At 44.1% G+C, this 26,173-nt stretch carries 26 protein-coding genes; 3 read left to right on the top strand and 23 right to left on the bottom strand.

Going from position 1 to position 26,173, the window contains the following annotated elements; translation table 11 throughout:
• Positions 1 to 21 precede the first annotated feature (21 nt).
• The 5 genes from G3RUM_RS00730 to G3RUM_RS00710 all read right to left on the bottom strand — a co-directional run bounded on the left by G3RUM_RS00730 (position 22) and on the right by G3RUM_RS00710 (position 2,141).
• Entirely contained in the window at positions 22 to 606 is a 585-nt protein-coding gene (locus tag G3RUM_RS00730; protein ID WP_129734415.1) for an NUDIX hydrolase, read from the bottom strand.
• A complete protein-coding gene (gene nusB, locus G3RUM_RS00725; protein ID WP_129734413.1) occupies positions 521 to 1,048 on the bottom strand; it encodes a transcription antitermination factor NusB in 528 nt (175 codons plus the stop codon). Before nusB ends, G3RUM_RS00730 begins: the two co-directional genes overlap by 86 nt.
• 4 nt (positions 1,049 to 1,052) lie before the next feature.
• On the bottom strand, positions 1,053 to 1,235 hold the full coding sequence (locus G3RUM_RS00720; RefSeq protein ID WP_129734411.1) for a hypothetical protein: 183 nt from the start codon (positions 1,233 to 1,235) through the stop codon (positions 1,053 to 1,055).
• Positions 1,236 to 1,350: 115 nt separating this feature from the next.
• Entirely contained in the window at positions 1,351 to 1,554 is a 204-nt protein-coding gene (locus G3RUM_RS00715) for a glutaredoxin family protein (RefSeq protein WP_129734409.1), read from the bottom strand.
• A gap of 23 nt (positions 1,555 to 1,577) precedes the next feature.
• On the bottom strand, positions 1,578 to 2,141 hold the full coding sequence (locus tag G3RUM_RS00710; protein WP_129734407.1) for a TrmH family RNA methyltransferase: 564 nt from the start codon (positions 2,139 to 2,141) through the stop codon (positions 1,578 to 1,580).
• A 23-nt stretch (positions 2,142 to 2,164) separates the two neighbouring features.
• Between G3RUM_RS00710 and G3RUM_RS00705 the strand changes: the two genes are divergently transcribed.
• Both G3RUM_RS00705 and G3RUM_RS00700 read left to right on the top strand, forming a co-directional pair.
• On the top strand, positions 2,165 to 2,671 hold the full coding sequence (locus tag G3RUM_RS00705) for an L-threonylcarbamoyladenylate synthase (protein ID WP_129734405.1): 507 nt from the start codon (positions 2,165 to 2,167) through the stop codon (positions 2,669 to 2,671).
• A gap of 19 nt (positions 2,672 to 2,690) precedes the next feature.
• The gene (locus tag G3RUM_RS00700) at positions 2,691 to 4,952 is read left to right on the top strand and encodes a leucine--tRNA ligase (RefSeq protein ID WP_129734403.1); all 2,262 of its coding nucleotides are present in this window, start codon (positions 2,691 to 2,693) and stop codon (positions 4,950 to 4,952) included.
• 19 nt (positions 4,953 to 4,971) lie between these two features.
• Here G3RUM_RS00700 and G3RUM_RS00695 read toward each other — a convergent pair whose 3' ends face one another.
• From G3RUM_RS00695 to G3RUM_RS00655, 9 genes are all read right to left on the bottom strand, one after another.
• Positions 4,972 to 6,231 carry a glycosyltransferase gene (locus G3RUM_RS00695; protein WP_129734401.1) on the bottom strand — a complete coding sequence of 420 codons (1,260 nt, stop codon included), beginning with the start codon at positions 6,229 to 6,231 and terminating at the stop codon, positions 4,972 to 4,974.
• Positions 6,231 to 7,424, bottom strand: a complete 1,194-nt coding sequence (locus G3RUM_RS00690) for a S41 family peptidase (RefSeq protein ID WP_129734399.1) — start codon at positions 7,422 to 7,424, stop codon at positions 6,231 to 6,233. The genes G3RUM_RS00695 and G3RUM_RS00690 overlap by 1 nt, the downstream gene beginning before the upstream one ends.
• Before the next feature lie 71 nt (positions 7,425 to 7,495).
• Complete coding sequence (locus G3RUM_RS00685) at positions 7,496 to 8,665, bottom strand: CHAP domain-containing protein (RefSeq protein WP_129734397.1); 1,170 nt, start codon at positions 8,663 to 8,665, stop codon at positions 7,496 to 7,498.
• 21 nt (positions 8,666 to 8,686) lie between these two features.
• Positions 8,687 to 9,769 (bottom strand): cell division protein FtsX, encoded by a 1,083-nt coding sequence (locus tag G3RUM_RS00680; RefSeq protein ID WP_129734395.1) that lies wholly within the window; start codon positions 9,767 to 9,769, stop codon positions 8,687 to 8,689.
• Entirely contained in the window at positions 9,766 to 10,536 is a 771-nt protein-coding gene (gene ftsE / locus G3RUM_RS00675; RefSeq protein WP_129734393.1) for a cell division ATP-binding protein FtsE, read from the bottom strand. Before ftsE ends, G3RUM_RS00680 begins: the two co-directional genes overlap by 4 nt.
• Positions 10,537 to 10,577: 41 nt before the next feature.
• Entirely contained in the window at positions 10,578 to 12,983 is a 2,406-nt protein-coding gene (pheT, locus tag G3RUM_RS00670; protein WP_129734391.1) for a phenylalanine--tRNA ligase subunit beta, read from the bottom strand.
• Position 12,984: 1 nt separating this feature from the next.
• The gene (locus G3RUM_RS00665) at positions 12,985 to 13,941 is read right to left on the bottom strand and encodes a phenylalanine--tRNA ligase subunit alpha (RefSeq protein WP_129734389.1); all 957 of its coding nucleotides are present in this window, start codon (positions 13,939 to 13,941) and stop codon (positions 12,985 to 12,987) included.
• 51 nt (positions 13,942 to 13,992) lie between these two features.
• Positions 13,993 to 17,193 (bottom strand): hypothetical protein, encoded by a 3,201-nt coding sequence (locus G3RUM_RS00660; RefSeq protein ID WP_129734387.1) that lies wholly within the window; start codon positions 17,191 to 17,193, stop codon positions 13,993 to 13,995.
• A gap of 71 nt (positions 17,194 to 17,264) precedes the next feature.
• Positions 17,265 to 17,504: a hypothetical protein gene (locus G3RUM_RS00655; RefSeq protein ID WP_129734385.1), complete on the bottom strand. Its 240-nt coding sequence runs from the start codon at positions 17,502 to 17,504 to the stop codon at positions 17,265 to 17,267.
• An 88-nt stretch (positions 17,505 to 17,592) separates the two neighbouring features.
• Here G3RUM_RS00655 and G3RUM_RS00650 point away from each other — a divergent pair, with 88 nt between their 5' ends.
• Positions 17,593 to 18,516 (top strand): aquaporin, encoded by a 924-nt coding sequence (locus G3RUM_RS00650; RefSeq protein WP_129734383.1) that lies wholly within the window; start codon positions 17,593 to 17,595, stop codon positions 18,514 to 18,516.
• A 50-nt stretch (positions 18,517 to 18,566) separates the two neighbouring features.
• Here G3RUM_RS00650 and metG read toward each other — a convergent pair whose 3' ends face one another.
• From metG to rplF, 9 genes are all read right to left on the bottom strand, one after another.
• Entirely contained in the window at positions 18,567 to 19,985 is a 1,419-nt protein-coding gene (gene metG / locus G3RUM_RS00645) for a methionine--tRNA ligase (protein WP_129734381.1), read from the bottom strand.
• 9 nt (positions 19,986 to 19,994) lie between these two features.
• On the bottom strand, positions 19,995 to 20,915 hold the full coding sequence (locus G3RUM_RS00640; RefSeq protein WP_129734379.1) for a hypothetical protein: 921 nt from the start codon (positions 20,913 to 20,915) through the stop codon (positions 19,995 to 19,997).
• An 82-nt stretch (positions 20,916 to 20,997) separates the two neighbouring features.
• Positions 20,998 to 21,912 (bottom strand): L-lactate dehydrogenase, encoded by a 915-nt coding sequence (locus tag G3RUM_RS00635; protein ID WP_129734377.1) that lies wholly within the window; start codon positions 21,910 to 21,912, stop codon positions 20,998 to 21,000.
• A 33-nt stretch (positions 21,913 to 21,945) separates the two neighbouring features.
• On the bottom strand, positions 21,946 to 23,292 hold the full coding sequence (gene sbcB, locus G3RUM_RS00630) for an exodeoxyribonuclease I (protein WP_129734375.1): 1,347 nt from the start codon (positions 23,290 to 23,292) through the stop codon (positions 21,946 to 21,948).
• A 12-nt stretch (positions 23,293 to 23,304) separates the two neighbouring features.
• Positions 23,305 to 24,036, bottom strand: a complete 732-nt coding sequence (locus tag G3RUM_RS00625) for an FKBP-type peptidyl-prolyl cis-trans isomerase (RefSeq protein ID WP_164998320.1) — start codon at positions 24,034 to 24,036, stop codon at positions 23,305 to 23,307.
• A gap of 84 nt (positions 24,037 to 24,120) precedes the next feature.
• Positions 24,121 to 24,585, bottom strand: coding sequence for a 50S ribosomal protein L15 (rplO, locus tag G3RUM_RS00620; protein WP_129734371.1), 465 nt, complete (start codon positions 24,583 to 24,585; stop codon positions 24,121 to 24,123).
• Entirely contained in the window at positions 24,585 to 25,268 is a 684-nt protein-coding gene (locus G3RUM_RS00615; RefSeq protein WP_206660884.1) for a 30S ribosomal protein S5, read from the bottom strand. The genes rplO and G3RUM_RS00615 overlap by 1 nt, the downstream gene beginning before the upstream one ends.
• Before the next feature lie 2 nt (positions 25,269 to 25,270).
• The gene (gene rplR / locus G3RUM_RS00610) at positions 25,271 to 25,600 is read right to left on the bottom strand and encodes a 50S ribosomal protein L18 (protein ID WP_129734369.1); all 330 of its coding nucleotides are present in this window, start codon (positions 25,598 to 25,600) and stop codon (positions 25,271 to 25,273) included.
• Positions 25,600 to 26,136, bottom strand: a complete 537-nt coding sequence (gene rplF / locus G3RUM_RS00605; protein WP_129734367.1) for a 50S ribosomal protein L6 — start codon at positions 26,134 to 26,136, stop codon at positions 25,600 to 25,602. The genes rplR and rplF overlap by 1 nt, the downstream gene beginning before the upstream one ends.
• Between the last annotated feature and the right edge of the window lie 37 nt (positions 26,137 to 26,173).

Raw genomic sequence — 26,173 nt, 5'->3', positions numbered from 1 at the left:
ACTTATGCTAAAAAATCAATATTAACCCCTATAATCCCCCGCCCGAATCTTCTTCTTCGCAATCAGCATCAACTTCTCAATATCTTCATATTCAATCGCATTCAAAGCGTCGGTAAACGAAAACCACTTAATACCCTTCATCCACTTCTCTGGCGTGGGCGTTTCGTGACTATCTAGCGCCTGCACCAGATAAATCTGAGTGGTCATCAGCACCAGCTTATCTAGTCGACGATACTTAAAATGAATCTTCCCTAGCCACGTCAACACCGAAATATTAGAGAGCCCAGTCTCTTCCTCTATCTCACGCCGTGCCGTCACCTTGGCCGTCTCACCCGGCTCAATATGTCCTTTCGGAATCGTCCAACGCTCTTTCGAATCCTGAATCAGCAGGATCTCAATATCTTTCTTATCCTTAGTAAACCGAAAAACAATCCCGCCAGAAGTAGGCTCACGCACAATCTCCTGAATCGCCGTTTTCTTGCGAAACACGGCCGATCTTATCTTATCAAAGGCAGATTCTTTAACCTTCTCCGTCGGCAACGCTTCCGGCACCTTCAGCGCTCTCCGCGCCAACGGCTCCTTCGACTGATTTATTCCTTGATTCATTTTCTTCTTCAACAATTCCAAGCTGTCTATAAGCTGTGCCGAGCACTCCGTTCACGAACTTTGACGAGTTCTCACTGCCAAACGCTTTTGCTAGCTCGACAGCTTCATTAATAGCTACTTTCGGCGGAATACTGTCTCTACACTCCGAAAGCTCATATAGCCCCATCCTCAGGACGTTACGATCTATTGCCGCAATCGAACTAATCGGCCACTCCGGCGCCATCGGTGCCAGTGCCGTATCCAAAGTCTCAAAATTCTCCGCCACTTTGTGAGCCAAATTATACACAAACTCGGTATCACCCAAAGCTTTCTCATATGGCTCGATGTTTTTTGCGACAATCACATCCAAATCGACTTCCGGGTCATGTGCGAGGGTTCTTAGTTCATATTCATACAAACTCTGTAGAACAATAACTCTACCTAAATGCCGATTACTTGCCATATTTTTAAGCTTCTTTTCCTTTTATTGCTTTTTTATTAGTCTTAACTTTAAGATTTGGGGTCTTTTTCTTGGTCTCAAACGCTTTTACTGGGGAAACTTTATTCACTCTCCGAGCCAGCGCGAGCCTGAGGTGACTCCTACGAAGCCCAGTCTTGCGGGGGCTACTCTGTTTTTTAGGTTCAGGCATATCGCTCCTTAATTAATAGATAATTTTACCCATTTTATCACTTTTCCTCACTTTCCGCAAGATATTGACTTTTCAAGCAAATTATTACACAGTGAAAATCGATAGCTAAGTCTATCTATGCACTTCTTTTGAGCGCTTTTTTTATCGCTGGACGATCAAAACCTACAATTCTCTCGCCATTTATCTCCGTTACTGGTACCGATATAATTTCCGGATATTTCGTCGCATCTACTTCTGTATACTCCACCCCCATGTCGTCCAGCCAGTCCATCAGCGCGTGACAATACGCACAAGCCATAGTAGTATATACTTTTATCATGACCTAATTTTAACATAAAATCTTCATTTCGAGGACCGTAAGCTCAGCCGAACGGCCTTGAGTGTGTCCGAGAAAGAAGATTTTATGTTAATAAAACCATATAATGCTATGCCAGCCGCCACCGACACATTGAAAGACTCTTTCTGCCCCTTCATCGGTATCTCTACAAACAGATCAATTATATCATACAGCGAATAATCTATCCCATTCACTTCTTCGCCCAAAATCAAGATTACCTTATCTGATAGTCTTTCTTTTAATTTATGGCTATTTAGTGCAAAAATTGGCACTTTTTCTATATTATTTTCTAGCCCCACCACCTGCCAACCCTGTTTTTTCAAATCTTTCAAATCAGCCATTATATCACCAGACGAATAAATATCTAGCATATCTTCTGCACCGAGCGCCGTTTTATGTATTTCTTTATCTAATTTCGCTCTTAGATGCGGCAGTAAATTGGCGTCGTGCACTCTGGGCGTATAGCCAGAAAGTACCACCCTTCCTACCCCAAACCCTTCCGCTGTACGCAAAATCGCCCCCACATTATAGGTAGACCGTATATTATCAAGCACCAAAATCACTTGCATAAAAATATGATATAATAAAACCAATGAAAAATCAAATCATCACAGATTTATTAGTAGGAAAAATCGTCACTATCCCTACTGAGACAGTAGAAGGCTATGCTGTGTTCTTGAAATCTGAACCCGCCATCCGCAAACTAATGCAGTTAAAAGACCGCGATTTTAATTCTGACAAAATATTCACTCTAGTACCGGAAAATAAATCTGCCATCACCAAATACGTCATCATCCCAGATGCTGCCACACCGCTAATCGAAAAATACTTTCCTGGCGAACTCACCCTCATCTTACACAAAAATCCCAATTTTCACCATTTTTATTACGACCATTACAATACTATTGGTGTCCGCATCCCAGATCATCCGCTTTTCGCCGAAATCTTGCCACACACCGGCCCACTCATCCTTACCTCTGCTAACCCCAGAGGAGGCACACCTAAATCCATCACTGGTCATTTACCTTCCACTATTATTGATTTTACCGATAAACACCCCAAAATCCTCCGCCAAGGAAACCTCGTCATAAACCTGTAATTATGGTATAATTTAACCTATGGAAAGATACGAACCGCTCAAAATCGAACAAAAATGGCAAAAAATCTGGGAAGAAACTAAGCCCTTCAAGGCCACCGAAGAAACCGGCCAGCCCAAAATGATGCTCGCCGAAATGTTCCCTTATCCATCTGGCGCTGGTCTTCACGTCGGCCACGTCCGTAATTTCACCATTGTTGATGTACTTACGCGGTTCTATACTCAGCAAGGTCTGAACGTTTTACGCCCCTTTGGCTACGATACTTTTGGTCTTCCCGCCGAAAACTACGCCATCAAAACCGGCACCGCACCCCAAGAAGTTACCAAAATCAACATCACTAACTTCCGCAAACAAGCCAAACGCCTTGGCTATGCTATAGATTGGGGCCGCGAAATCAACACTAGCGACCCAGAATATTACAAATGGACTCAGTGGTGCTTCTTGCAGCTCTACAAAAAAGGCTTAGCCTACCAAAAAGAATCCTATCAATGGTGGTGCCCGGAAGATCAAACTGTTCTCGCCAACGAGCAAGTCGAAAACGGCAAATGCTGGCGCTGCGGTCACGAAGTTGAAAAGAAGAAAATGAAGCAATGGTTTTTCAAGATAACCGAATACGCCGATGAATTACTCGAAGAAATCGATAACCTCGAATGGCCCGAAAAAATCAAAACCATGCAAAAAAATTGGATTGGTCGCTCCACTGGTGCAGAAATTGATTTCGAAGTCGTAGGTGGCGCACCCCGCATCACCGTCTTTACCACTCGCCCCGACACCATCTACGGCGCCACCTTCCTGGTAGTCGCGCCAGAATACACCGCACTAGATAGTCTACTCACCGATGATACCCGCGAAAAGGTCTTAGACTATAAGGCTACCGCACTAAAAAAATCCGAAATTGAACGTCAAGAAAACAAAGAAAAAACCGGTGTCTTCACCGGCAGCTATGCCATCAATCCAGCCACCAAAGAAAAAATCCCCATCTGGGTAGCAGATTACGTCCTAGCCGGCTACGGCACCGGTGCCATCATGGCCGTCCCCGCCATGGATGACCGCGACCACGAATTCGCCGAGAAATTTGACTTGCCAATCGTAGAAACCGAACTCTGCGACCGCGATCTCTTTGGCACCCCCAAAACCACTTATCGCATGCGTGACTGGCTAATTTCCCGCCAGCGCTACTGGGGCTGCCCAATTCCTATCGCTTACGACAAAGATGGCAATCCACATCCCATCCCAGAAGACCAACTGCCAGTATTAATCCCCGAAGTAGATGATTACAAACCTGATAATTCTGGCCGCAGCGCCCTTGCCAAAGCCAAAGACTGGCTAAAAGTTACCATAGATGGCGAAGAAATGACTCGCGAAACCGACACCCTAGATGGCTATGCTTGCTCTTCTTGGTATCTCTGGCGCTACGCTTCCCCGCACGACAAAGATGCCGCCTGGGATCAAGACGCTATCAAATATTGGGAACCAGTGGATTACTACTGCGGTGGCGACCATGCTGTGGCGCACCTACTATACATCCGCTTTTGGTGCAAATTCTTTGCCGACGAAGGCTACCTACCATTCCGCGAACCAATCAAGCGCTTACTTTACAATGGCTACATCAACGCTCCCGATGGCAAGAAAATGAGCAAATCTAAAGGCAATGTGATCGACCCGCTCGACGTTATCAACGATGGCTACGGCGCCGACACTCTCCGCACTTACGAAATGTTCATCGGCCCTTACGACCAAGACGCCGCATGGGATCCCCGCTCGGTAGGCGGCGTTTATCGTTTTCTCAACCGCTGCTGGACTTTAGCTTTTGCTACCGAATATAGCAAAGAAGACAAAACTATCAATATTCGTCACAAGACTATCAAGAAAGTCACCGAAGATATTCACCGTTACAATTTCAACACTGCCGTAGCCGCTTTGATGGAATATGTTAACGAACTTTACAAAATCGGCGCTACCACCGAAGACGTCGTCATATTGGCAAAGCTACTTAAACCATTCGCCCCACACTTGACCTCCGAAATGTTAGAAAAATTAAATACCAACGATGAATGGCCAAAATGGGACGAAAAATACCTAGTTTCCGACACCGTAGAAGTAGTAGTGCAAGTAAACGGCAAACTCCGCGCTAAACTCTCTATCAATCAAGCCGATTTAAGTGACGAAGAAAAGATCACTCAGCTTGCCTTAAGCGATGAAAAAGTTAAAAAATACACCGACTCTGGCGTTAAGAAAACTATCTTCGTTCCCAAAGCCAAAATACTAAACATCGTAATCTAAAATAATCCCCTTAAGGGGATTATTTTTTATCTCTAATCACTTTATCATATATATTTATAAACTTATCCAGCGTTTTCTCAAAATCATGCTCGCCAGCAATCTTAACAGAATTTTCTGCGAATTTCGCCCGCAACTTATCATCCGACAATATTCTTACTATCGCTTCGGCAATCTCTGCCACATTCCCCGGCCGACACAAAAATCCATTCACACCATCGCGACACACTTCACCCACTGCGCCCTTATCTACCGCAACCAAAGGCAACCCCGTAGCCGCCGCCTCAATTAACACTATCCCTTGTGTTTCTATCTCGCTTGCCGTCGCAAACACGTCGCCAATCTTATATAATTCGTACAAATCTGGCGGTAACACTCGCCCCAAAAACTTTACATTATCCCCCAGATCCATCTTCCGCACTTTTTCTTCTAGCCGAACTTTATCTACCCCATCCCCCACTATCACCAAAAGCGCCGTCGGAACTTTTCTACGCGCCTCCTTAAACGCATCTATCACCAATCCTAACCTTTTTTCTGGATCCACCCGCCCCACATATAGTACCACCGGTCGGTCAGTTGGCAAATTATATTTAGAATAAATCTCTGCCGCCACTTTACCTGATTTAAAATTCGCCAAATCTACTCCATTACTCACTGCCGCCACTGGCACCGGAAATTCCTTCCCCCGCCCGCGTGACCAAATCAAGTCTTTGATCGCCTTCTCTGTCGGCATCGTCACAAAATCGCTTTTGCTTTGCCGATTCACAAAATACACCGCCAACATCGCATCTACCGGCTTCTTCACTACCAGTGGCAATTTCAACGGATCCGTAATCACATCTGGCTGATTATGCTCGGTAGTTACCAACGGAATATCACGACGTCTAGCATATGCCGCCACTGATAACCCTATCGGGTCCGACACTTGCACATGCACCACGTCCGGCTGGAAATCATCTAATACCCGCTTAATTTCCCGTTGCGGGAATACGGACACCCTAAACCCATGTCGATACCACAAATGTGGCAGCTCCACCCCCAAAACTTTCTTCTTTTTTGGTACCGTATGAATTTGATCCGGGTACACTTTCGCCTGTACGGATTTCAAATAAACTGTCTTCACACCATCTATCGTCCGCGTATAATTTCGCCCCGTCTGCGACGGACATACTACTAGCACTTCGTTGCCGCGCCTTGCTAGTCCCGCCGCTAAATTATATGAAAATACCGCCACCCCGTTAATCATCGGGTAGTATACCGCAGTGGCAATCACTATTTTCACTACAAACCTTTCGCTTTGTCCATCTGCGGGTCACGCATCGCATTAATATCTTCGTAAGTTCGTTCTACTTCTATGTCTGGTGTAATGCCAGTTTCATTAATAGACCTGTCGTTCGGCGTGTACCACTCGGCCGTTGTCACCTTGAGCACCGTCGCGCCAGAAAGGTCGTATAGGTTTTGCACTACACCCTTACCATAAGTAGTTTCACCCACCACCGTAGCCTTACCATAATCTTGCAAAGCCCCTGCTACAATTTCTGATGCCGACGCCGTAGAGCCATTTACCAGCACCACAGTCTTTATATCCTTCAAAATCGCTTTACCAGAACCACTATTTGTAGCACTGTTGCCAAAGTGTTTCGACTTTTGAATCAAAATCTTTTCACCGTCCAGCCACAAACTTAACAAATCCTGCGCTGCCGACACATAACCACCACCATTACCACGAAGATCCAAAATCACTTTCTTGACACCTTTATCAGCAAACTCCTTTGCAAAGCCCTGCACCATCGTGCCAGTATCATTATCAAACCGCGTCACCGTAATAACTGCCGTCTTACCATCGTACTCCACATAAGCCGACACGTTATTAATTGTCTCCCGCTTCATAGTGAAAGATTTCTCTTGCGCATCACGTACCACCGTTACCGTCACCTCCGAACCCGTCTCGCCCCGCACTTTCTTGGCAATTTCATCTGCTGATAAGCTATATACTTCTTCGCCGTCTACTTTATAAATAATATCACCGGCCAATATCCCCGCTTCCCGCGCCGGATTATCTGGCAAAGTACGTAACACTCGCACATAACCATCACGCAGTCCCATCTCTACACCAATCCCCGACCCAACATTACCGTGCAAATCATCATAAAAATCCGAGCTTTCTTCTGAATCCATATACACCGTGTAAACGTCACCTAGTGACTCCACTAAGCCTTTCTTAGCACCCTCTACAACGTCTTCCTTAGAAATCTCACCATTATAAGTAGTGGCGAGTTTATTATATACCTCGTTCAGCGCTGACCAATCCATATCAGAAGATACATTACTTTCTATCCCCAAATACGGCGCAAACCCACCAAACCAACTATTCCAATTCACCCCTACCAAAATTCCCACCGCCAACATTACGGCAGACATGACAATTGCGTTACCTAAGCTAGTCTTTTTTTCTTCCCACTTTTGTTTGCTCATTACCTTATTTTAGCATAAAAATTTATGCAATGCGATTTTTATCAAAACATTTATCACAAAAAGACAAATAATTATAAGTGTATATAATTATACCTGCCAACTTCTCCCGCGCTAATTGTGCGTGAACCAAAATCACCATAATGCGAATGCCCAGAATATAGATAAGTAGCATATGCATTGTTATATTCTGTTACATTAATGGAGCCATCACCGTTTACACTCTCTACCCAGAATACGTGACCATAAGCCCCGCCGTCCACTTGGCCAATCGTCCCGGCCGCCGGATTATGATCTACCGTATAACCAGCAGCCCGCGCGCGATCATCCCAGCTATATGCATTACCCCACGCCAGTACCACACCATAAGCTTCATACGCTTTCCATCCAGCATAACTCACGCACTCACATACATAGCCACCGATATAGTAACCATCCCACACTGTACCATAATAATCCTGTTTATCCGGACAATCACCCTGCCATGGGTAAGTATTTGCCCCAGTATAAGCGCTACCACGATAAAGTTCCGGATGCGCCTCCTGCTCTGCTTTCTCTGCCGCACGTTGTGCTTCCTGCGCCGCTTTCGCTACCTCAGTATAAGCCTCTGCATCATTTTGATATTTTTCCACCAAATTCTGCTGTTCGCCACGCTTTGCAACCAACGCATCCTTCGCAGCCTGCTGACTAGCTAACAGCTCCTCAACCTCTGCCTTATCCTGTTCTAACTGTTGTTTAGCGTCGCGTACCGCCGCCGCAGACACACTAATCTGTTGTTTCACCACTTCTTCACGCGCCGCTTTCTCTGCCAAATCAGAAATCGAACTCGAACCAGCCAAAATTTGTATCGGCTCAGAATCACTATCAAAATGCATGTTGATTAGTAGTTCAGCCAAAGCTTCTTGCTCTTCTTCTAGTCTCTGTTGAGTTTCGTAAATCTGCTTTTTTAGCTCTTTTATTTCCACCTCAGTCTGTACAATCTCAGACTCTCTCGATGCAATCTCTACGGATAGTTCATTCACTTTCATCTGAAACAAATCTGCTGAATTTGCCGCCGCCGCCGCTCTTTTGTTAGCTTCTTGTTCCTTCTCTACTGCTTCACGACAGGCCGCCGAGTTCTGACACGCTCTAGAAATACCGTTTACTTCCACATTATTAATGATAGTAGTCGCAAATGGCACCGCCACCAATACCATAACTATTAACGCACAAAATATTCTTTTTTTGTTTTTAAGCATTACCATACTGAAAGTATAACACAAGCTCTATGTCTTGTGCAAATATTTCGATACCGCCAATCTCGCCGAAACTCGCCCAATTATCATACCAGCTGCAATAAATACCAAATATACTAAAATCAACTTATTGGATTGTAACACATCAGTTATCGCCGTCACGTCAATACCATAGCTAGATAGCTTTGGAGCCATAAACATGAAGCCAAAATAACTTATCGTCGCAGCCACAACACCAGCGATAACGCCACAAATCTCCGCCTCCACTAAAAACGGCCCTCGAATAAAACGCTTCTCTGCTCCCACTAACTTCATCATGTAAATTTCTTCCCGCCGTGAGAAAATTGCCATCCTAATCGTACTGAAAATTATGAGCACCGAAATCACCAAAAACACCACTGCTAGTATTAATCCCCCAGTTCGTGCAATCCTTGCCCACGAGGTAATAGTGGCAATCTCAGCCTGATTCACGTCATAAGTTGGCGCTTTCTCTTTGTCTGTGTATTGTTTAAATACTTCATCGGTTTCCACCAGGTCTTTTATGCTCGTCAAATCATCCACGTTGTAAACTTTAATTCGCATAGTACCTTGCATTTTCGCAATCATCAACTTCCGCATGTCCTCATCCAAAATGTTAATAACATCATCACTCTCGGCATTTTCTTCCAAAAACTTATCGTACTCTTCCTCCGATGTAGAAGTCTCTACACTCTTCACATTTTTATCGTTACTGATAATCGACGTCAACTCATCCAAAACTTCCTGCGAAGTATTCGGCTTAACATACACCGTAATGTCAATTTTATCCTTCATTAAATCTGCAGTACTAGTCAAAATCACACTTGCCACTACCGTCACAAACAAGATTATCAACGTAATTGCCATCACTACAGTCGCAGCACTAGATAACCAAATATTCCTCCGAAATCCGCTAGTACCATATTTCACAATCCTCGCCTGCGTACGCACCGGATGCTTGCTCCGCGTCTTTTGCATTGTGCGCAAACTCTTCTTAGTAACCTTCTTTAGTTTCTTTGTCTTACTTTCTTTAGAACTCGCCCCGTCAACCGATTTCTCCGGTTTTTCTACTATAGTCTTTTTTGCTTCCGTCACTGTATCACCCTCCTACGTTGTTTTAGCGCATGTCCTGGCGTCTGCACCACGCGCACCGGCGCCTTAGGAGCCGGAGTCTCATCTAATTTATAAACACCGTTATTCTTCTGATCATTCACAATCTTACCATCCTTCAAAGTTATCACACGTTTTTGCAAAGTATTCACAATATTTTCATTATGTGTAGTAACCAAAATCGTCGTGCCAAAATCATTAATCCGTTTTAACAGTCCAATAATTTCTTCTGTAGTAAGTTTGTCCAGATTAGCTGTCGGCTCATCAGCAATCAAAATCTTTGGCTGGCGTGCTACGCTCCGTGCAATAGACACCCTCTGTTGCTGCCCACCCGACAACTGAGCCGGAAACTTCTTCGCCTGATCTGACAAATCCACTAGCTCCAACACCTTAGGAACGGTCTTACGAATATCCTTACCACTCATACCGGCAATTTCTAAAGCAAAAGCCACGTTTTCATACACCGTACGTCGCGGTAAAAGTTTAAAGTCCTGAAACACCACACCAAGCCGTCGCCTATATCCTGGAATATGACGTTTTTTTACATAGTCCAAATCAATCCCGCCAATAATAATCTTGCCGGCATCTGGGTTCTCTTCTTTGGTAATCATCTTCATCAAAGTAGACTTACCAGCGCCAGACTTCCCCACCAAAAACACAAATTCATTCGGTTCTATATGCAGCGACACATTGTCAAGTGCCGGATTTTCGTCACCCGGATATCGTTTTGTTACGCTATCTAACAAAATCATAACTCTATGTTAGCATAAACGTCTTCAAACTGCAAACTATCCTACAAAGCTTCCAGCTCTTGCATGATTTTATTATTAATCTTCTGATGGAAATCTAAATGCACCGAAATATTCTTTTCTTTTGCATCATCCGGCTGATAAATCGCCAGTGGCGTAATCTCCGCCGTCACACTATTTCCTGCCAAAACTTTTTCAATCTTTGCCACCAATTCCGCATAAGTGCCGGATGTTTTTACCGTTAAGTCACGCTTCTCGATTTCGCCAAGGTAAATCTCTTTTTTCTGACTCGCGCGGGCCAATACTGCATCCAGATCCAACTCAAACCCTGCTAAGTATTCTGCCAATTTAAAACTCTGCCTTACTGAATTTCTAAACTCACCCACCACGCCAATTATCTCACCATCTTCCGTCACGATATCTGCCGTCCGCTTCGGCTCGAATGGTCTTGTCATAGTCGCAACGTTTTTAGCCTGCAAAAACTTCACCGAAATGTTCAGCTCTTTCAATAATTCTTCCACATATTTTTTCGCTTTATAATACGCCGTACCAGTATTTTTACGCTCTGCTAGCACCATGCCCATCTGCATTTTTTCTACCGGCACATTTTCGACATCCATCCCCCACTCTTTTTGATAAACTTTATTCATTTCGAACAATGCAAATCTATCAAATGGAATTTTCTGGTTCACATAAGCCTTCTCTAGCAAACTCGGCACAATAGATTGCCGAACGTACTGCAACTCTGGCGAAATAGAGTTTACAATTTTATACGAATTCTTTGGATCTTGGCCCGCTTTTTCTAATAATTTTCCGCTCACGAAACTATACGTAAGAAGTTCATTTGCGCCTAACCGCCGCATCACATCCCGGATTTGTTTTTTCAGATTCCACATCTTATTCGGCTCCGCCGTGCCATGCAAAGGCAAAGTTGGTTTGATATTATCATAGCCTAATAGTCGCCCAACTTCTTCAATCACATCTTCTTTGATATGAATATCCGTCCGCCAAGCAGACGCCTTTACATTTATCTTTTCGCACTCACGCTTGCCGTCCTTACCGCAATCACAAGAAACCTCAAAACCAACATTTCTTAAGACATTTTCAATTATTTCATAAGGATATTCCGTACCAAGCAAACTATTAATGTCATCCGCACTTACTCTCACAATATTTTCTTTTTCCAGCTTCCTATAATTATCTGCCACAGCTGATACTTTGAAACCATCTACCAACATTCTCGCGCACTCACCCGCCACTTGCAAAGTCTGATATGGTGACTGACCCTTAGTGAACCGCGTAATCGCTTCCGAGAAAATCCCGTGCGCCATTTGTGTCTTCCGCAAATTATACAAACTAAACGTAGCTGATTCTATAAGAATATTTCGTGTGTTTTTGTCAATCTCAGTGGATTTGCCACCCATCGCCCCGGCTAATGCTACCGGCACATTATTACTAGTAATTACAATGTCGTTTTCATTCAACTCGACTTCTTTATCATCTAGCAAAGTTAGCTTTTCGCCATTTTTCGCTAACCGCACTACAACCTTTGGCTCTCTAGTGCCGCCCACAGCTACAAACTTGTCATAATCAAACGCGTGCAAAGGCTGCCCAGTGAGCAACATCAAGTAATTTGTTGCGTCTACAATCGGGTCCACCGGCCGCATTCCGCTTTTCGCCAAAATCGTATCTTGCCAAGTGAGATACTTTTGTTTCAACTCGCCGTGCTTCTCCAAAACTACCGCACTATACCGTGGGCAAATATTTTCGTCTTCAATTTTAATCTCAACAGAATTATCAACTTTCAAACTTTCTCCAACGTTTTCATATTCAAATTTCTCGCCCAATATCCCTGCCACCTCGCGTGCAAACCCAATTATCCCAAAGCAATCCGGCCGATGCGTCAAAGATTTATTCTCAATTTCCAAAATCTTATCGCTCAGCCCAAATATGTCCGCCAGGGCATCCCCCGGCTGCGCCACTTCTGGATCAATTTCGGCAATCTTTTCGTGTTTGTCATCAAAATCCAGCTCATCCGCCCCAGCCAACATACCATTACTCTCATATCTACTAAGCATCTTGCGTTTGCCAATCACAAACGGCGCATCTTCATTAACGCTCGCCGGCACCACTGCGCCAGGCGCAATCCACACTGCTAGCATCCCTTCACGCACATTCGGTGCCCCGCACACTACCTGTACCAAACCATCCGCATCTTTCTCTGCCCTCAGGGCTTCCGCCTTACCCACATTTATCTTACATAAAGCCAAGTGCGTATCCGGAATCTTTTCTACCCTCTCAACCCGCACTACATATATATGGTCGTACTTGTGCGTCTCGTCAATCATACCTTCCACTTCCACCAACCGCGCACCAATTAGTCGCACTAGCTCATCGTCTGATACATTGATATCTACATATTTCTTTAGCCAATTTAGCGAAATCTTCATACTAAAACTCCCTCAAAAAGTTAAGATTACCACTCTCAAAATTCCGCACATCCCTCAAACCATATTTCAACATCACTAGCCGATCCATCCCACCGCCCCATGCAAATCCATGATACTCTCTTGGATCAATTCCAGCCATTTTCAGTACGTTCGGATGAATCATTCCGCATCCCAGCATCTCCAAAAAATCACCTTTCTTGCCACCTAGCGCTTTTGGTTTCTCAATCATAAACTCTAAACTCGGCTCAGTAAAAGGAAAATACCCTGGCTGCGTTCGAATATTCAACTTCTGCTCATAATATTTTTCGAAAAACTCACGCAAAATCCCCAACATATCACCCATCGTACAAGTCTTTGAAACATACACGCCTTCGCATTGATAGAACGTGTGCTCATGTGTAGCATCCACGTCTTCATTCCGATATACCCTTCCTGGCACCACCACGGCAATATTTTTACCTTCCGTCAATTTGTTGCGATACATTTTTAATACCCTATGTTGCATAGTAGAAGTATGTGCAGGTGGGATTAAACCCTCTTCCGTACGAAAAGTATCGTAACCGTCCCGCGCTGGATGCTCCTTCGCAAAATTCAGCGAATCAAACATGTGATACTCGTCATCTAGTTGCCGACTTTCCACCACATCAAACCCCATCAGCTGATAAATTTCCGCTACACGATCTATTTCGGTCATTAAAGGATGCTTGGACCCATAGCTCTGCGGATACACATCCGGCACCTGTTCATTTGGCGCTGTAAAAGCAGTTACATCTATCGATTCTACCTCCGCATCCAACGCTTCTTGTTCTACTATAGCTATTCTTGCCAAAATTTCTTGCTTCTTTGCATTTATCTCACGTCCAAATTCCGCCCGCTTTTCCACCGGCACATCACGAATCCCAGCATACTCCGCATTCACCTTCTTTAGTTCTTGTTTTAATTTCTCCAGCTCTACCATATATAATATATATTATACCCCTATTTCCACTTTTCCGCAAAACTAATCTAGCTACACAGCGAAGCTTCGATTTCGCACATCAGCATAGCTGATTTTATCAGCTAACACCACCAAGAAATTATTCGCTATAACATTTTCATTATCAAACTTCAATTCTTTTTCTGTATCTACCACCGGTACACCAAATGCATACCGCTCAGTAGGATCATAATTATTAATATAATTTTCATACTCTACAATATCCAATATTGCAACCACAGTATCTTTACTTAACCCAGAGTAACGTGCCAGAATACCCTCATAAGAATTGTCTAGCGGATGATCTTCGCGATAATCACGTACAAACGCCGTAACCGCCGACTCTTCAATTAACCCAATAGACTCCGCTAACGATTGATCCTCTATAAACCTCTGGTAATATTTAGCTTTATCCCAATCAGGAGAAGCAGTTGCTAAAGGAGTAGTCTCATTTATATTATTCCCTGCCACACAGGATTCCCCTCCAACATAACCGACATTCTGCAAAGCTTCCGTGTTGCTAACCACGTCTATTACATCGCCTATTATAGGTATCGCACCTATGGCCGAATTTGTAGCCGTATCAATGCTAGAGTTGCCCGTACGCACAGAACCCCAATCACTTACTTCGCTAACAATATTTTGATCAGCAACGCCAAAAGCCGACTCCCTCTGGTTACAGTACATTATATATTTTGCCAAGTCCGAATCACCAGCAATCTTGACATTACCATCACTAGTTTCGCCTTCTTGAAAACTACCATAATCTTCCAATTTGCCAATCACGTCTAACGGATCAGTATTAATAGTAGATAAGTCAGTTATAGAATACGGGTTACAGTAAGCATCGCCAATTGCCCCAATCGAAGCTAGATACGGACAAGTTTTTGCATACTCATCCATATTATCCGGCAAACTTTCCACCACATCATAAGCAGACGCCGTAGGGCTCAAGGCCACAATAGAGTTAGATATAACAGAGCTACTAGACGTTACTACTTTAGTAAACGACGTAGCCCTAGCAAAACTCATCAGTTGCGTCATTAAGGTCCCCATAAATGTATATTTAGAAGTCATATCAAATGGATCCTTAGTCTGACGCTCGTATTTGGCATCCTCCGCAATTACCTGATTCTGCGCCAAAGCAAACTCGGTATATTCCTCCCTAGTAGCCAACGAACCTCCATTATATCGGTGGGTATTACCTAGGTACATATTTCCGCCCGACGTCAAAGCATTACCTAAATCTTCTCCACCTATATCAGAAACCAGATCTCTAGTCAACATACTCGACACATACGGGACAATTGCAGAAATTACCCCCGCCACCACCACTCCAATTGCCACGCTCAAAGCAATCCCTTTTACCACCTTTGCCACCAACGGCCCACACGCCGAAGTCGACACGCCAAATGTAAAAGTAGCACCTACTGCGCCCAATATACACCCAGCTATTTCAATTGCACTAGTAATTGCACTCACAGCATTTGCAGCAATCTTTGTCAAAGCACATGCCTCAAAAGCTTCCATGCTCACGCCCACTCCTCCAAGTATACGCTTTATGCTACCGGAAAAATTGAAGCTCTGCACACTCGCATCATTAGTATCCACCTTACCACCGCCATACAAAGCTGCAATTCCACTAGATTCCATAGCCGTCTTTTGAGTCGAAGTTTTTTCTGTGGTCAAAGTAGTCAGCCCATCATCAGTAAAATTAGAGTCCTGATCGCCGTCATTCCATGCCACACCACTGCTTACTAAGCTTTTATGCTCATTTGTCTTCTTCTCATTCAAAGATTCAGCTAACTCATGAATTGGAGAGTTGTCACCATCCCCGGCCTTGGTCCTATCTACAGCCTCAAAGAACGCAGATGTCAAATTAATAATCTGCAAAGCTTCGCTCGCCGTTACTAGTAAATTTATTGCCCCGACAGTATTAAGTACCGTACAAGCTATATTAGCACCTTTCTGCACTTTTCCGGCAACATCGTCCAACTTGGTTCTTACATCTGCCTCGCTTTTTAAACTTGACCTTTTGTATGTCGATGAACCACTAGATTCCTCTTTGCCGGAATAAGTGGCCCCAGAATTTCCTTGATCCGGAACTATTTCAGCCGCGTCCACATCCTTCACCACCGGCTTTCCTTCAGAATCTACTTCGCCATCATCCTCCTCTGCGCCAGTCATTTTCATACCCACATCATCTGCATCTTCCGTCCTCTGAGCAATCATATCAGTAGCTACCTTCTTAGTATTACCATCATTGGCCGCTGCTACTTTCTCCTGAAAATCTTTGAATAAATTTCTTGTAATCTTGTTACTGCCTAAAAAATCTGCAGTTCTAGTTCCAAACCAGTTTGCAATAGCCCCCCGCCAAGTCATCGAACCCTTATTGTATCCATTAAAAAAATCTGTATTATCCGCATATAGATTTTTAAACGACACTGCCTCCGCATTGTACTTTACCGTATCAGTATCAAAACCCTTCAAATTCATATCGTTTAACTTAGTAACCGAAGCATCGTCTGCTGCTACAACCCTAATTTCACCCGTTCCATCATCAAATTTCAAAACCCTAATACCACTCCCCTCAAAGTCATCATCTACTTCAATCCCCTGCTGCGATAATCTTGCAGCTTGTTTCTTGGTAATTTTAAAAGTATCTGCTCCAAAAATTTTCCCCTTAATCGGGTTCTTTATCCGTCCAGAATCCATCTGCATCCTAAAAAATGCATTCGACCTGGTATTCGCAGACACGTGCATCGAATTAAACGTCTCCTGAAACTGCGCCACCAAACTAAACGGCTGGAACAACTGCGAGCCGCCCATAATTCCGCCCACACCCACAATTAATGCAATAATTAGCCCCATCGGGCCGCCTTTTTTTAACCAGCCCTTCGCCTTCTTCTTACCACCAACACTACTTTTTCCACCACTACTCTTTCCGCTTCCAGAATAAAATCCACTAGCCTTGGTCTCTTTCTCTCTCGCACTTCCTATTCCGCTACTAGATTGTCCTATCGTACCACCGGCTGCTGATTTCTCTGCCGATCTTAGGCCATCTACAGCCCCACTATTCGAAGCTTTCTTCTTAGCGCCACCAAGCCCACTAGTCCTTCCACTATCATTCCCCACAAAATCCGGCTTAGCTCCAGATTTAATCTCATCCAAGGCATCACGCACCGGGTCAAACAAACCTCGTCTTTCGTTATTGGATTCGTCTTCTCCGTCCATACTAATATATTATAACAAACTTATGCTTTTTAGCAAAAATCCATCACTCAAAAACATGAGATTTCTGTTTTTTACAACATTACAATCGAAATAATCGACAAAATCGCCAACACAATCAAAACCACCCAAATCCAACCAAACTTGCTAGTCTTTTTAAAATCCTTCACGTATTCCGAATCCTCCGCAAAATCTGGCGCATCTTCCTCGCCTGTCATGCCAGACGCACGCAAAGCTTTTTCACGTAGATCCGCGCTAATTTTCCGTGAAAGCTCTGTTTCTTGCTGATTATTTTTGTTTACTATTACGCCCATATTATTCCTAAATAAATTATTAACTTTTTCATTATACCATACAAAAATCGTGATATAATAGTACAAATATCATTTAAGGAGGTCACAAATGGCGACTAAAAAGTCGAAAACGTCGACTAAGTCTACCAAGGCTAAATCGACAAAAGGGGGAACTGCTGAGAAGTCTGTCAAGAAGTCAGAAATCGAAGCTCCTAAAACCAACACGGTGGAAGAAACAAAAAACGCCAATGCAAAAAAATCTTGCTTCTGCGGCTTTTTTGCTAAAAAATACGAAGAAAAGGAAAGTATCCTCACCATTTTTAAGAGCCACAAATTTTACGGTGCTTTGCTTGGAGAAGTCATCGGCACCATGCTTATTGCATTGTTGCTCTTTGCGTTATCACTCATGGGTATCGCCAATGTTGCTATGTATACATTCGCTGTCATCGCAGTACTTGTAGCGGTCTACGCATTTTCTGGCGCTTGCCTCAACCCTATCGTCACAGTAGGAATGATGGCAACCCGTCGCATGTCTGTCATTCGCGGCATCATGTACATCATCGCAGAAATTCTAGGCGCCTGGCTTGGCTGGCTTATTTTCAATGGTTTCCATTTAGCCGGCGGCGAAACTGCTTATGACGTACCAACCATGTCTGCAGTTGCAGAAGGCGGATTCTGGATGGTTGCAATGGTAGAATTACTCGGTGCAGCAATCATCGGGTTCTTCTTCTCAAGAGCTATCGAATACAAACGCAGCACTTTCACTTTTGCAGCAGTCATAGCTGGCGGAATGGCTTTAGCTGTACTTATCGGCTATGTAGTTTCCGCAGCCTTCTTAGGTATAAATAGTAACTTCATTTTTAACCCAGCTGTTGCTTTAATGATGCAAATCTTCCCAACCGCTGGTGAGAACTTCGGTGAAATTTTCGGTGGTGTTTGCCAAGCTCTATCAATCTATGCACTCATTCCAATGATTGGCGGCGTAATTGGTTTCTACTTATCAGATTTCGCAAAAAAGCTATCTGAAGATTAACCTAATCTGCGTTATAAAAATAATCCCTTACGGGATTATTTTTATAATATTTAATGTTTAGGAAACAATGGCGTCCTTGGTGGTTTAATATCGCCGCCAGCAAAAATCTCAAAAATCTTTTCCGTAGTCCCCGGAATAAATGGGCTCAACATATAATTAACATTTAATAAACCACAAATCAAATCTCTTAGACAATTTTGTAATTTTGCCGTTTCGCCATTTTTTGCTAAAGCCCATGGTTTTTCTTCGTCAATCCGTTTATTTAAGTTCTGAACTTTGTCCCACGCATAGTCGAACGCCTTTGAAAATTCAAACTTATCCATTAGTTCCACATATCCAGCATCCATCTCAAACTTTGGTTCCTCAACTAACTTTACATCATTTTTCATCGCCAAAGTTGCCAAACGTTGTACCAAATTGCCCAAATCATTCGCTAACTCATTGTTATAGGCGTCCTCAAATTTTTCCCACGTAAAGTCCGAATCCGCGAACGTATCCACATGCCTTAGAAAATAATATCTAAATGCATCTAGTCCATGCCGATCCAACACTTCAATCGGATCTACTACATTACCAATACTTTTGCTCATCTTTTGCCCATCCGCCAACACAAAACCATGCGAAAGCAACACCTTCGGTAATGGTAGTCCCAACCCAATTAGCATTGCCGGCCAAATAATCGCATGAAACCTTAGTATATCTTTGCCCACAAATTGCGCCGCCGCAGGCCACCATTCGCTGATATCCGAATCTGGATAGCCCAAAATCGTAATATAATTAGAGAGCGCATCAATCCACACATACATCACCTGTGAATCATCATCCGGTACAGGCACACCCCAGGTCAGTTGCTCGACCGAGCGCGAAACCGACACGTCCGGCGATTCTTCCAAAAGCTTTAATACCTCTTTTTTGCGAAACTCCGGTAAAACCGACATCTCACCCGACTCTATTGCCCCGCGAATCTGATCTTTAAAATCTGCAATTCGAAGATAATAATTTTCTTCTACCAACTTTTCATATGGTTTCTGATGGTCTGGACACACACCATTATTCTCATCATATTCTTTTTGCGTAATAAACCTCTCGCAACCCGAACAATACCAGCCTTCATATTTTGCTTTATATATATGATCACTTAATCTACGCCAAATCTCTTGACATCTGCGCTCATGATCCACATCTGTAGTTCTAATAAAATCCGTGTACGATACACCTAATTTCTCAACGAAATCCATAAACTTCTCTGCATTCTCTTTAACATAATCCGCTACCGGTAAGCCCAACTCTTTCGATTTCTGAAAAATTTTATTACCATGTTCATCCACACCAGCCTGGAATTTCACCTCATCACCACATAACCTGCGATACCTCGCATACACATCCGCCAAACAATAATCCATCGCATGCCCAATATGCGGAGCGCCATTCACATACGGAATCGCCGTAGTTACATAAACCTTATTCATAAATATATTTTACAATGTTGAAGCGTTTTCGTCAACAATCTCAGTTTCCACCTCAGCAGCATCAGTATTAACTGTACTACTATTCACGCTAGAATCAACATCCTCCTCCGAATCAGTCGTCGTCGTAGATCCACTACCGTCGACTGTCTCATCATCAACAATCGTTTCATCTTCATCTTCATCGGGCTCAGCAATTGGTTGCGTCACTACTGGACGTTCCGTTGTTTGGGTTGTAGTATTATCACCCGTTGGGCCCATCAGTTGCATAACAAGCACAACCGCCAGCGCAATTACCACTACAAATGCAATCGCCACCAACGCAATCAATGTTGTCTTGCTATTCTTTTTCTTAGCTGGCTTCGACGGCTCAACTGCAGGATTTGTAGCCTCCGGTTGCGTAGCTGGATCAGTGAAAGATACACTCGGCGTGCTACCTTGCGGCGCTGCCGCGAACGGATTGCCAGCAGGCACAGCAGCCGGCTCTAGCGCAGGTTCTTCTACTGCCTCTGGCCCAGACACCGCTGACCCAATTGATCCAGGAACAGGTCCAGCCGCTTTCATCGGAGCCTTCAACTCTTCTTCCACTGGATCCGGAGCTGGCGCAGGTTCCGGCACCATAATCGGGTCTGTTGCCGCCACCCCATTTAAACTGTTTGGTTGGAAAACCGGGTTCGTCGAAGCCGGAGTCGACGCCGCAGGATTGATCACCGGATTCACCGGAGGTTGCACTACTGGATTTGCTCCCATCGCAACACCCGGAGCCCCCGGAGCTACTGGAGAAACTGTTTCCGGACTTACTGGAGCCGTCGGCTGAACTACCGACTGAGCTGGCGCCACCGGAGCCTGTGGAGCTACCGGCGCTGGGCCCGGATTCGTCACTGGCTCTGAAGCTGGATTAGGAGTTGGTGTTGGATTAGTCATTGGATCCATTTTCTATTATTCCTTTTTAGTTTAATTCTAGAATTCTTTATTGTATTTTATCGCTATTGCTTATTTTTCGCAAGCTTAGCCACTAAAGTTTCACCGAATTAATCGCTTTCTTCAAAACATTTATCGACTTTTGCAATTCCACGCCTTCCTTCTCAGCAATTTTCAAATCTAACCTCCGTACTACACCCGCTCGCCCCACCACAGACGGCCAACCAAAACATGTTCCCGAAAAACCATCATACGATGACACCGACATCACCCGCATTTCGTCGTTCAAGATACAATTCAAAATTGCAACTACACAAGTCGCAATCCCATAATAAGTTGCACCCTTTTTATTAATAATCTCATACGCTTCATCTCTTACGAATCCCGATATCCCTTCTCGCACATCCGCCGGCAACAACTCAGACACTTTCTGCCCGCCAACATCAGCTAACGACCACAAAGTCAGCTCCGTATCACCATGCTCACCTACCTGATATGCATGAACCGATTTTGCATTAATATTCAGATAGTTTGCAACTCTTTGCCTCAACCTAGCTGAATCTAACACCGTACCGGAGCCAATTACCCGTTCCGCTGGCAAACCAGAAAATCTCATCGTATAATATGTCATCACGTCCATCGGGTTAGTCACCACCAAAAATATTCCATTAAACCCACTCGCCATTATCTGCTCTACCATACCCTTTAAAATATTCACATTCTTTTTCAAAAGTTCCATCCGCGTCTCACCAGGTTTCTGCGCCGCACCAGCCGTAATCACTACTACATCGCAGTCTTTTGCATCCTTATAAGTACCACTAGAGACCTTCACATAACTTGGTGCAACCGCTAAGGCATCACGCAAGTCCATCGCTTCGCCCTCTGCATCCTTCGCAATAATATCAGTCAAAACTATTTCATTTATTGTGGTCCGCTGATTCAAAATCGCAAACGCAATGCTTGCGCCCACGTTACCCGTTCCCACAATCATAACTTTGTTATTATCCATACCACCCTTTCTTTGTTCTATTTTACCACAAGTTTAATAATCTTCCGCTAAAACATCTTCAAAATATAACTTTAGTTCTTCTCCAACATACTCATCTTTCTTGTACAGTTCTTCAAGTTCTTTCAAGAACTTTGGAGCTAACCTATTTAACCTAGCCCTCCGATATTCTTCCCACTGCTTGTTCTCACTCTCACTCAAACTCTGTGGAAAATTCCTCCCCTTGTAATGCAACAATAGTTCCGGCAATCTCTCGTCCACAAAATCCGGATGAAAATCCGCTAACTTGTTTTCCACGGCATTTCTCACCGCCGCCACTTTTATCCGATCTGCGTCATTCAAGAAGCCATCATAAAGTGCCGCTTCAGGCTCTATTGCAGGTGGAAACTCCGGCTTAGCCTCCGCTTCACTCCGCATCTTTTCTGCAAAATCCGGATGTTTAAGCAATATTTCCAAGTTCCGCCTTACATCGTCCGGATTCAAACCAACTTTTGCCCACCCATCGCCTTCATCCAACACCGACACGGGCGCCACCGCTGGACATTTATTAAAACAAAGTTCCTTCACAATTGGGAAAATCTTTTCCTGGTTAACCTCTTCCACATTATAACGAAGGTCGTACACCAATACATTACCATTTCTTCCGCTCGTCAAAGGAAACACAACCGTAGCCTTATTGTATTCTTGTGCATATCGACCCGAGACATATACAAAAGGTTGCTTATTTTCCAAGTTAACCAATTTCTTAACTTCTCTTTTATCTCGCATTTTGAGCAAAAAACCAAATAATTTTGGCTGTTTTTCCTTTATTAACTTCGCCACCGCTATCGTAGCATGCACATCGCTCAACGCATCATGGGCATGTTTGTGCTCTACTCCATTCAATTTAGTAATCAATTCCAGACGATTCGTCGCCCGCCCATCCTCTGTAAACGGCCATTTTATTCCTTCCGGCCTCAACGCCCGCGTCAATCGCACCACATCTAGCATGTCCCACCGACTACGTCCTTCCTTCCACTCCCATTCATACGGATCATAAAAATTCCGCCACAATGTCGCGCGCATAAACTCATCATCAAAACGCACTGTATTATATCCGACTACTATCGTATCTGATACAAAAACCTCTTCCGTCACATACCGCACAAATTCCGCTTCCGTCATGCCATCCCGCAAAGTATCCTGTGGCGTAATTTTAGTCACCATTATTGCACTTGGGCTTGGCAAAGCATCCCTCGTCATTTTTACCAATATATTCACCGGCTCGCCAACTGGCTCAAGATTCATATCAGTACGCTGTCCGGCAAACTGCATAATCCGGTCTTCTCGTGCATTTAGCCCCGAAGTCTCCAAATCATAAAAGAAAAAAGTTTTATCCGACATCACAAATATCGATTACTCAGCATTCTCCAACATTTCATCATAATCTATACCATAATAGGCATATTGTAACCGCATATATGCTTCGTCCAACTCTGCTGCCAACGATTTTAACGGATCCTCATTCGCTACCGCCAAAATCATAAATTTCAACGGCTTGTTTGTGCCACCACAAATCTCCATTGAATCACCATACGCTAAATTCCCAGGAACCGTGACTTCTCGAATCCCTCCCAACTTCATACCTTCTATACCTAAATTCCAGCCTTCAATCATGCCAAGCGATGCATCCAACACTTTAGCAAAAGCTGTAGGATTACTATTGTCATCGAATGAAGAATCAAATATGCTTTCGTCCGCACACCACCCCACATAATACGCTAGATAATTATCATCTCCGCTCGCAATTTCCTCACCAGCACCATCTTCCAAATCTCTTATCTGCACGCCATTCTCATTTGCCGCAGTCTCATTATAAGCTACAATTTCCGACTTATATTTGATAAATTTTTCAAAATCCCCCTTCGTCTTCGCCGAAAATTCCGCCACTTTCTTATTATAGACATCCTCGTACTCCGCAATTTTCGTCTCGTCTATACTACTCCCGTCAGTATTGCCAGTGCTAGACTTCCCACCATTTATCACAATCGCCGCATAACTTGCGATAATTGACCCCAACATAATCACCGCAATTAAGATAATAAAAAACCGTTGCTTCGGACTAGTTTTTAACTCTTTTTCATCCATACAATATACTCCACTATTTACTCTCCTCATTCTACCACAAAAATAACCCTGTTCACAGGGTTATTTTCAGGTTTTAAGCCCAATTTAAGCTTCTTTTTTGGCAGGCTTTTGCAAAATCGCTACCTTTTTAAAGCTACCGCCGGCTTTTTTGATTGCCTCTACGGCAGTTTTCGAAGCAAATTGTGTTTCTAAGTCGATTTTCGCAGTAAGTTCACCACGCGTAATCACTTTTACCTTTACAAATGGGCTAGAAATCAAGCTAGCCTCCGCCATAGCATAATTGTCTACCTTACCCTTCAGACCATTCAACCTGTCAGTATAAACAACCTCCGCCTTTGGATGAAAAGATTTGAAACCTTTTAGCTTTGGCACAGCCTGCATAATCGCTCGCTGGCCACCCATGAAGCCCACCGGCATCTTGCGATGACCAGTACGCGCTTTTTGACCTTTCGTACCACGACCAGCAGTTTTACCCTGACCAGCCGAAATACCACGGCCTTTACGCGTCGGACGAGTATTTTTCTCTACCACCAAATCATTGTATTTCATTACTTAGTCTCCTTCCCCGAGGCTTTCTTGGCTGCTGATTTTTCCGTCTTTTCAACTTTAGCTTCCGCCTTTTCAGCCTTCACGCCATTCCATTCTTTGCGTGGCACTTGTTGGCGCAAACCCTCGATCACCGCGTAAGCAATGTTCACCTTATTGGTAGAACCTAGCGATTTAGAAATCAAATTTTTCACACCAGTCAAACCAATAATTGAGCGTACTGTACCACCAGCAATAATCCCAGTACCAGGTGCCGCAGGCTTAATCAATACATCTGCGCCAGTCACCTTAGTGCGAGTTTCATGGCACACAGTTTCACCATCCATATTAAAGGTAATCATGGATTTCTTGGCTTTAGAAGTTGCTTTAGCTACCGCCGTAGTCACGTCATTGCCTTTAGCCACGCCCACGCCAACTTTATTTTTATGGTTACCGATTGCCACCAATGCCTTAAAGCGCATCCGGCGACCACCCGCTACCGTACGAGACACGCGATCCACCGCAATGGTAATCTCGTCAAATTCTTTTGGCCCTGCTTCAGCACGCACGCGATCGCGACGATTACGCCGATCCATTCTCTTACCGGAAATGTCTCGCGTCTGCTTAGTAGCAGCCGTCTTATCGTCCATCTTTAGCGTACCAGACTTATTAATTACTCTTGGGGCTTTTTTCTCTGTTTCTGGCATAATTAAAACTCCAATCCTTCTTTGCGGGCCGCATCTGCGAGTGCGCTCATCCGACCAGCATATAATTTAGCGCCACGGTCAAATACAACTTTAGAGACTTTGGCGGTCTTTGCCTTTTTGGCAATTTCTGCACCAATCTTTGCTGCTTTTTCGGTTTTATTACCAGTCATCTTGGCCCCAACCGTAGTAGCATAAGCCAAAGTTGCTTTTTTATCATCGTCAATAATTTGCGCAGTAATGTGTTGATTACTAAAATGCACCGAAAGTCGCGGCCGATCTGCCGTACCGTGAATTTTAGCGCGAGTACGTTTTGCCCTAAATGCCTTATTCATTATTTCTTACCCGCCTTTCCTGCTTTACGAAGAATCACTTCATCGGCATACTTAATACCTTTACCCTTGTAAGGCTCTGGCTTCTTGAGGCTGCGGATTTCTGCGGCTACCTGACCAACTTTTTGCTTGTCGATGCCAGAAACCGTAATTTCCATTTTATTGGTAGTAAGCGTTACGCCCTCTGGAGCTTTGTATTTCACTGGATGTGAAAAACCAAGCGCCATCTCGATTTCTTGCGGACCGCCAGATAGACGAAACCCCACACCATTAATCTCTAATTTTTTCTCGTAGCCTTTAGTCACGCCCACAACAGCATTGTTGAGCAATGCGCGTTGCAAACCATGCCAAGCCCGAGATTTTGGCTCGTCATCCTCACGGGTGACCGTAGCCATGCTCCCCTCAATCGCAACCTTAGTCTTAGGTTGCACCGGAACGATGAGTTGACCCTTCGGGCCTGCAACAGTAATCTCGCTGTCGCCGACCGTAATTGTCACTCCCGTCGGAATCTCGATGGGTTGTTTTCCGATACGACTCATTTGTCTCCTTTATGTTAATATCCCGACAATTATATCA

Source organism: Candidatus Nanosyncoccus alces, assembly GCF_004138395.1.
Classification (GTDB): Bacteria; Patescibacteriota; Saccharimonadia; order Saccharimonadales; family Saccharimonadaceae; genus Nanosyncoccus; species Nanosyncoccus alces.
This window is presented reverse-complemented; position numbering and strand designations above follow the sequence as displayed.

Coding starts and splice junctions, on each gene's coding strand:
- rplR (WP_129734369.1), bottom strand. CDS start 25,600: ATGAATAAGGCATTTAGGGCAAAACGTACTCGCGCTAAAATTCACGGT.
- G3RUM_RS00690 (WP_129734399.1), bottom strand. CDS start 7,424: ATGAGCAAACAAAAGTGGGAAGAAAAAAAGACTAGCTTAGGTAACGCA.
- G3RUM_RS00720 (WP_129734411.1), bottom strand. CDS start 1,235: ATGCCTGAACCTAAAAAACAGAGTAGCCCCCGCAAGACTGGGCTTCGT.
- G3RUM_RS00655 (WP_129734385.1), bottom strand. CDS start 17,504: ATGGGCGTAATAGTAAACAAAAATAATCAGCAAGAAACAGAGCTTTCA.
- G3RUM_RS00730 (WP_129734415.1), bottom strand. CDS start 606: ATGAATCAAGGAATAAATCAGTCGAAGGAGCCGTTGGCGCGGAGAGCG.
- G3RUM_RS00640 (WP_129734379.1), bottom strand. CDS start 20,915: ATGGATCCAATGACTAATCCAACACCAACTCCTAATCCAGCTTCAGAG.
- G3RUM_RS00650 (WP_129734383.1), top strand. CDS start 17,593: ATGGCGACTAAAAAGTCGAAAACGTCGACTAAGTCTACCAAGGCTAAA.
- ftsE (WP_129734393.1), bottom strand. CDS start 10,536: ATGATTTTGTTAGATAGCGTAACAAAACGATATCCGGGTGACGAAAAT.
- G3RUM_RS00660 (WP_129734387.1), bottom strand. CDS start 17,193: ATGGACGGAGAAGACGAATCCAATAACGAAAGACGAGGTTTGTTTGAC.
- G3RUM_RS00665 (WP_129734389.1), bottom strand. CDS start 13,941: ATGGTAGAGCTGGAGAAATTAAAACAAGAACTAAAGAAGGTGAATGCG.
- G3RUM_RS00635 (WP_129734377.1), bottom strand. CDS start 21,912: ATGGATAATAACAAAGTTATGATTGTGGGAACGGGTAACGTGGGCGCA.
- pheT (WP_129734391.1), bottom strand. CDS start 12,983: ATGAAGATTTCGCTAAATTGGCTAAAGAAATATGTAGATATCAATGTA.
- G3RUM_RS00715 (WP_129734409.1), bottom strand. CDS start 1,554: ATGATAAAAGTATATACTACTATGGCTTGTGCGTATTGTCACGCGCTG.
- G3RUM_RS00615 (WP_206660884.1), bottom strand. CDS start 25,268: ATGCCAGAAACAGAGAAAAAAGCCCCAAGAGTAATTAATAAGTCTGGT.
- G3RUM_RS00710 (WP_129734407.1), bottom strand. CDS start 2,141: ATGCAAGTGATTTTGGTGCTTGATAATATACGGTCTACCTATAATGTG.
- metG (WP_129734381.1), bottom strand. CDS start 19,985: ATGAATAAGGTTTATGTAACTACGGCGATTCCGTATGTGAATGGCGCT.
- nusB (WP_129734413.1), bottom strand. CDS start 1,048: ATGGCAAGTAATCGGCATTTAGGTAGAGTTATTGTTCTACAGAGTTTG.
- rplF (WP_129734367.1), bottom strand. CDS start 26,136: ATGAGTCGTATCGGAAAACAACCCATCGAGATTCCGACGGGAGTGACA.
- G3RUM_RS00700 (WP_129734403.1), top strand. CDS start 2,691: ATGGAAAGATACGAACCGCTCAAAATCGAACAAAAATGGCAAAAAATC.
- G3RUM_RS00685 (WP_129734397.1), bottom strand. CDS start 8,665: ATGGTAATGCTTAAAAACAAAAAAAGAATATTTTGTGCGTTAATAGTT.
- G3RUM_RS00705 (WP_129734405.1), top strand. CDS start 2,165: ATGAAAAATCAAATCATCACAGATTTATTAGTAGGAAAAATCGTCACT.
- sbcB (WP_129734375.1), bottom strand. CDS start 23,292: ATGTCGGATAAAACTTTTTTCTTTTATGATTTGGAGACTTCGGGGCTA.
- rplO (WP_129734371.1), bottom strand. CDS start 24,585: ATGAAATACAATGATTTGGTGGTAGAGAAAAATACTCGTCCGACGCGT.
- G3RUM_RS00625 (WP_164998320.1), bottom strand. CDS start 24,036: ATGGATGAAAAAGAGTTAAAAACTAGTCCGAAGCAACGGTTTTTTATT.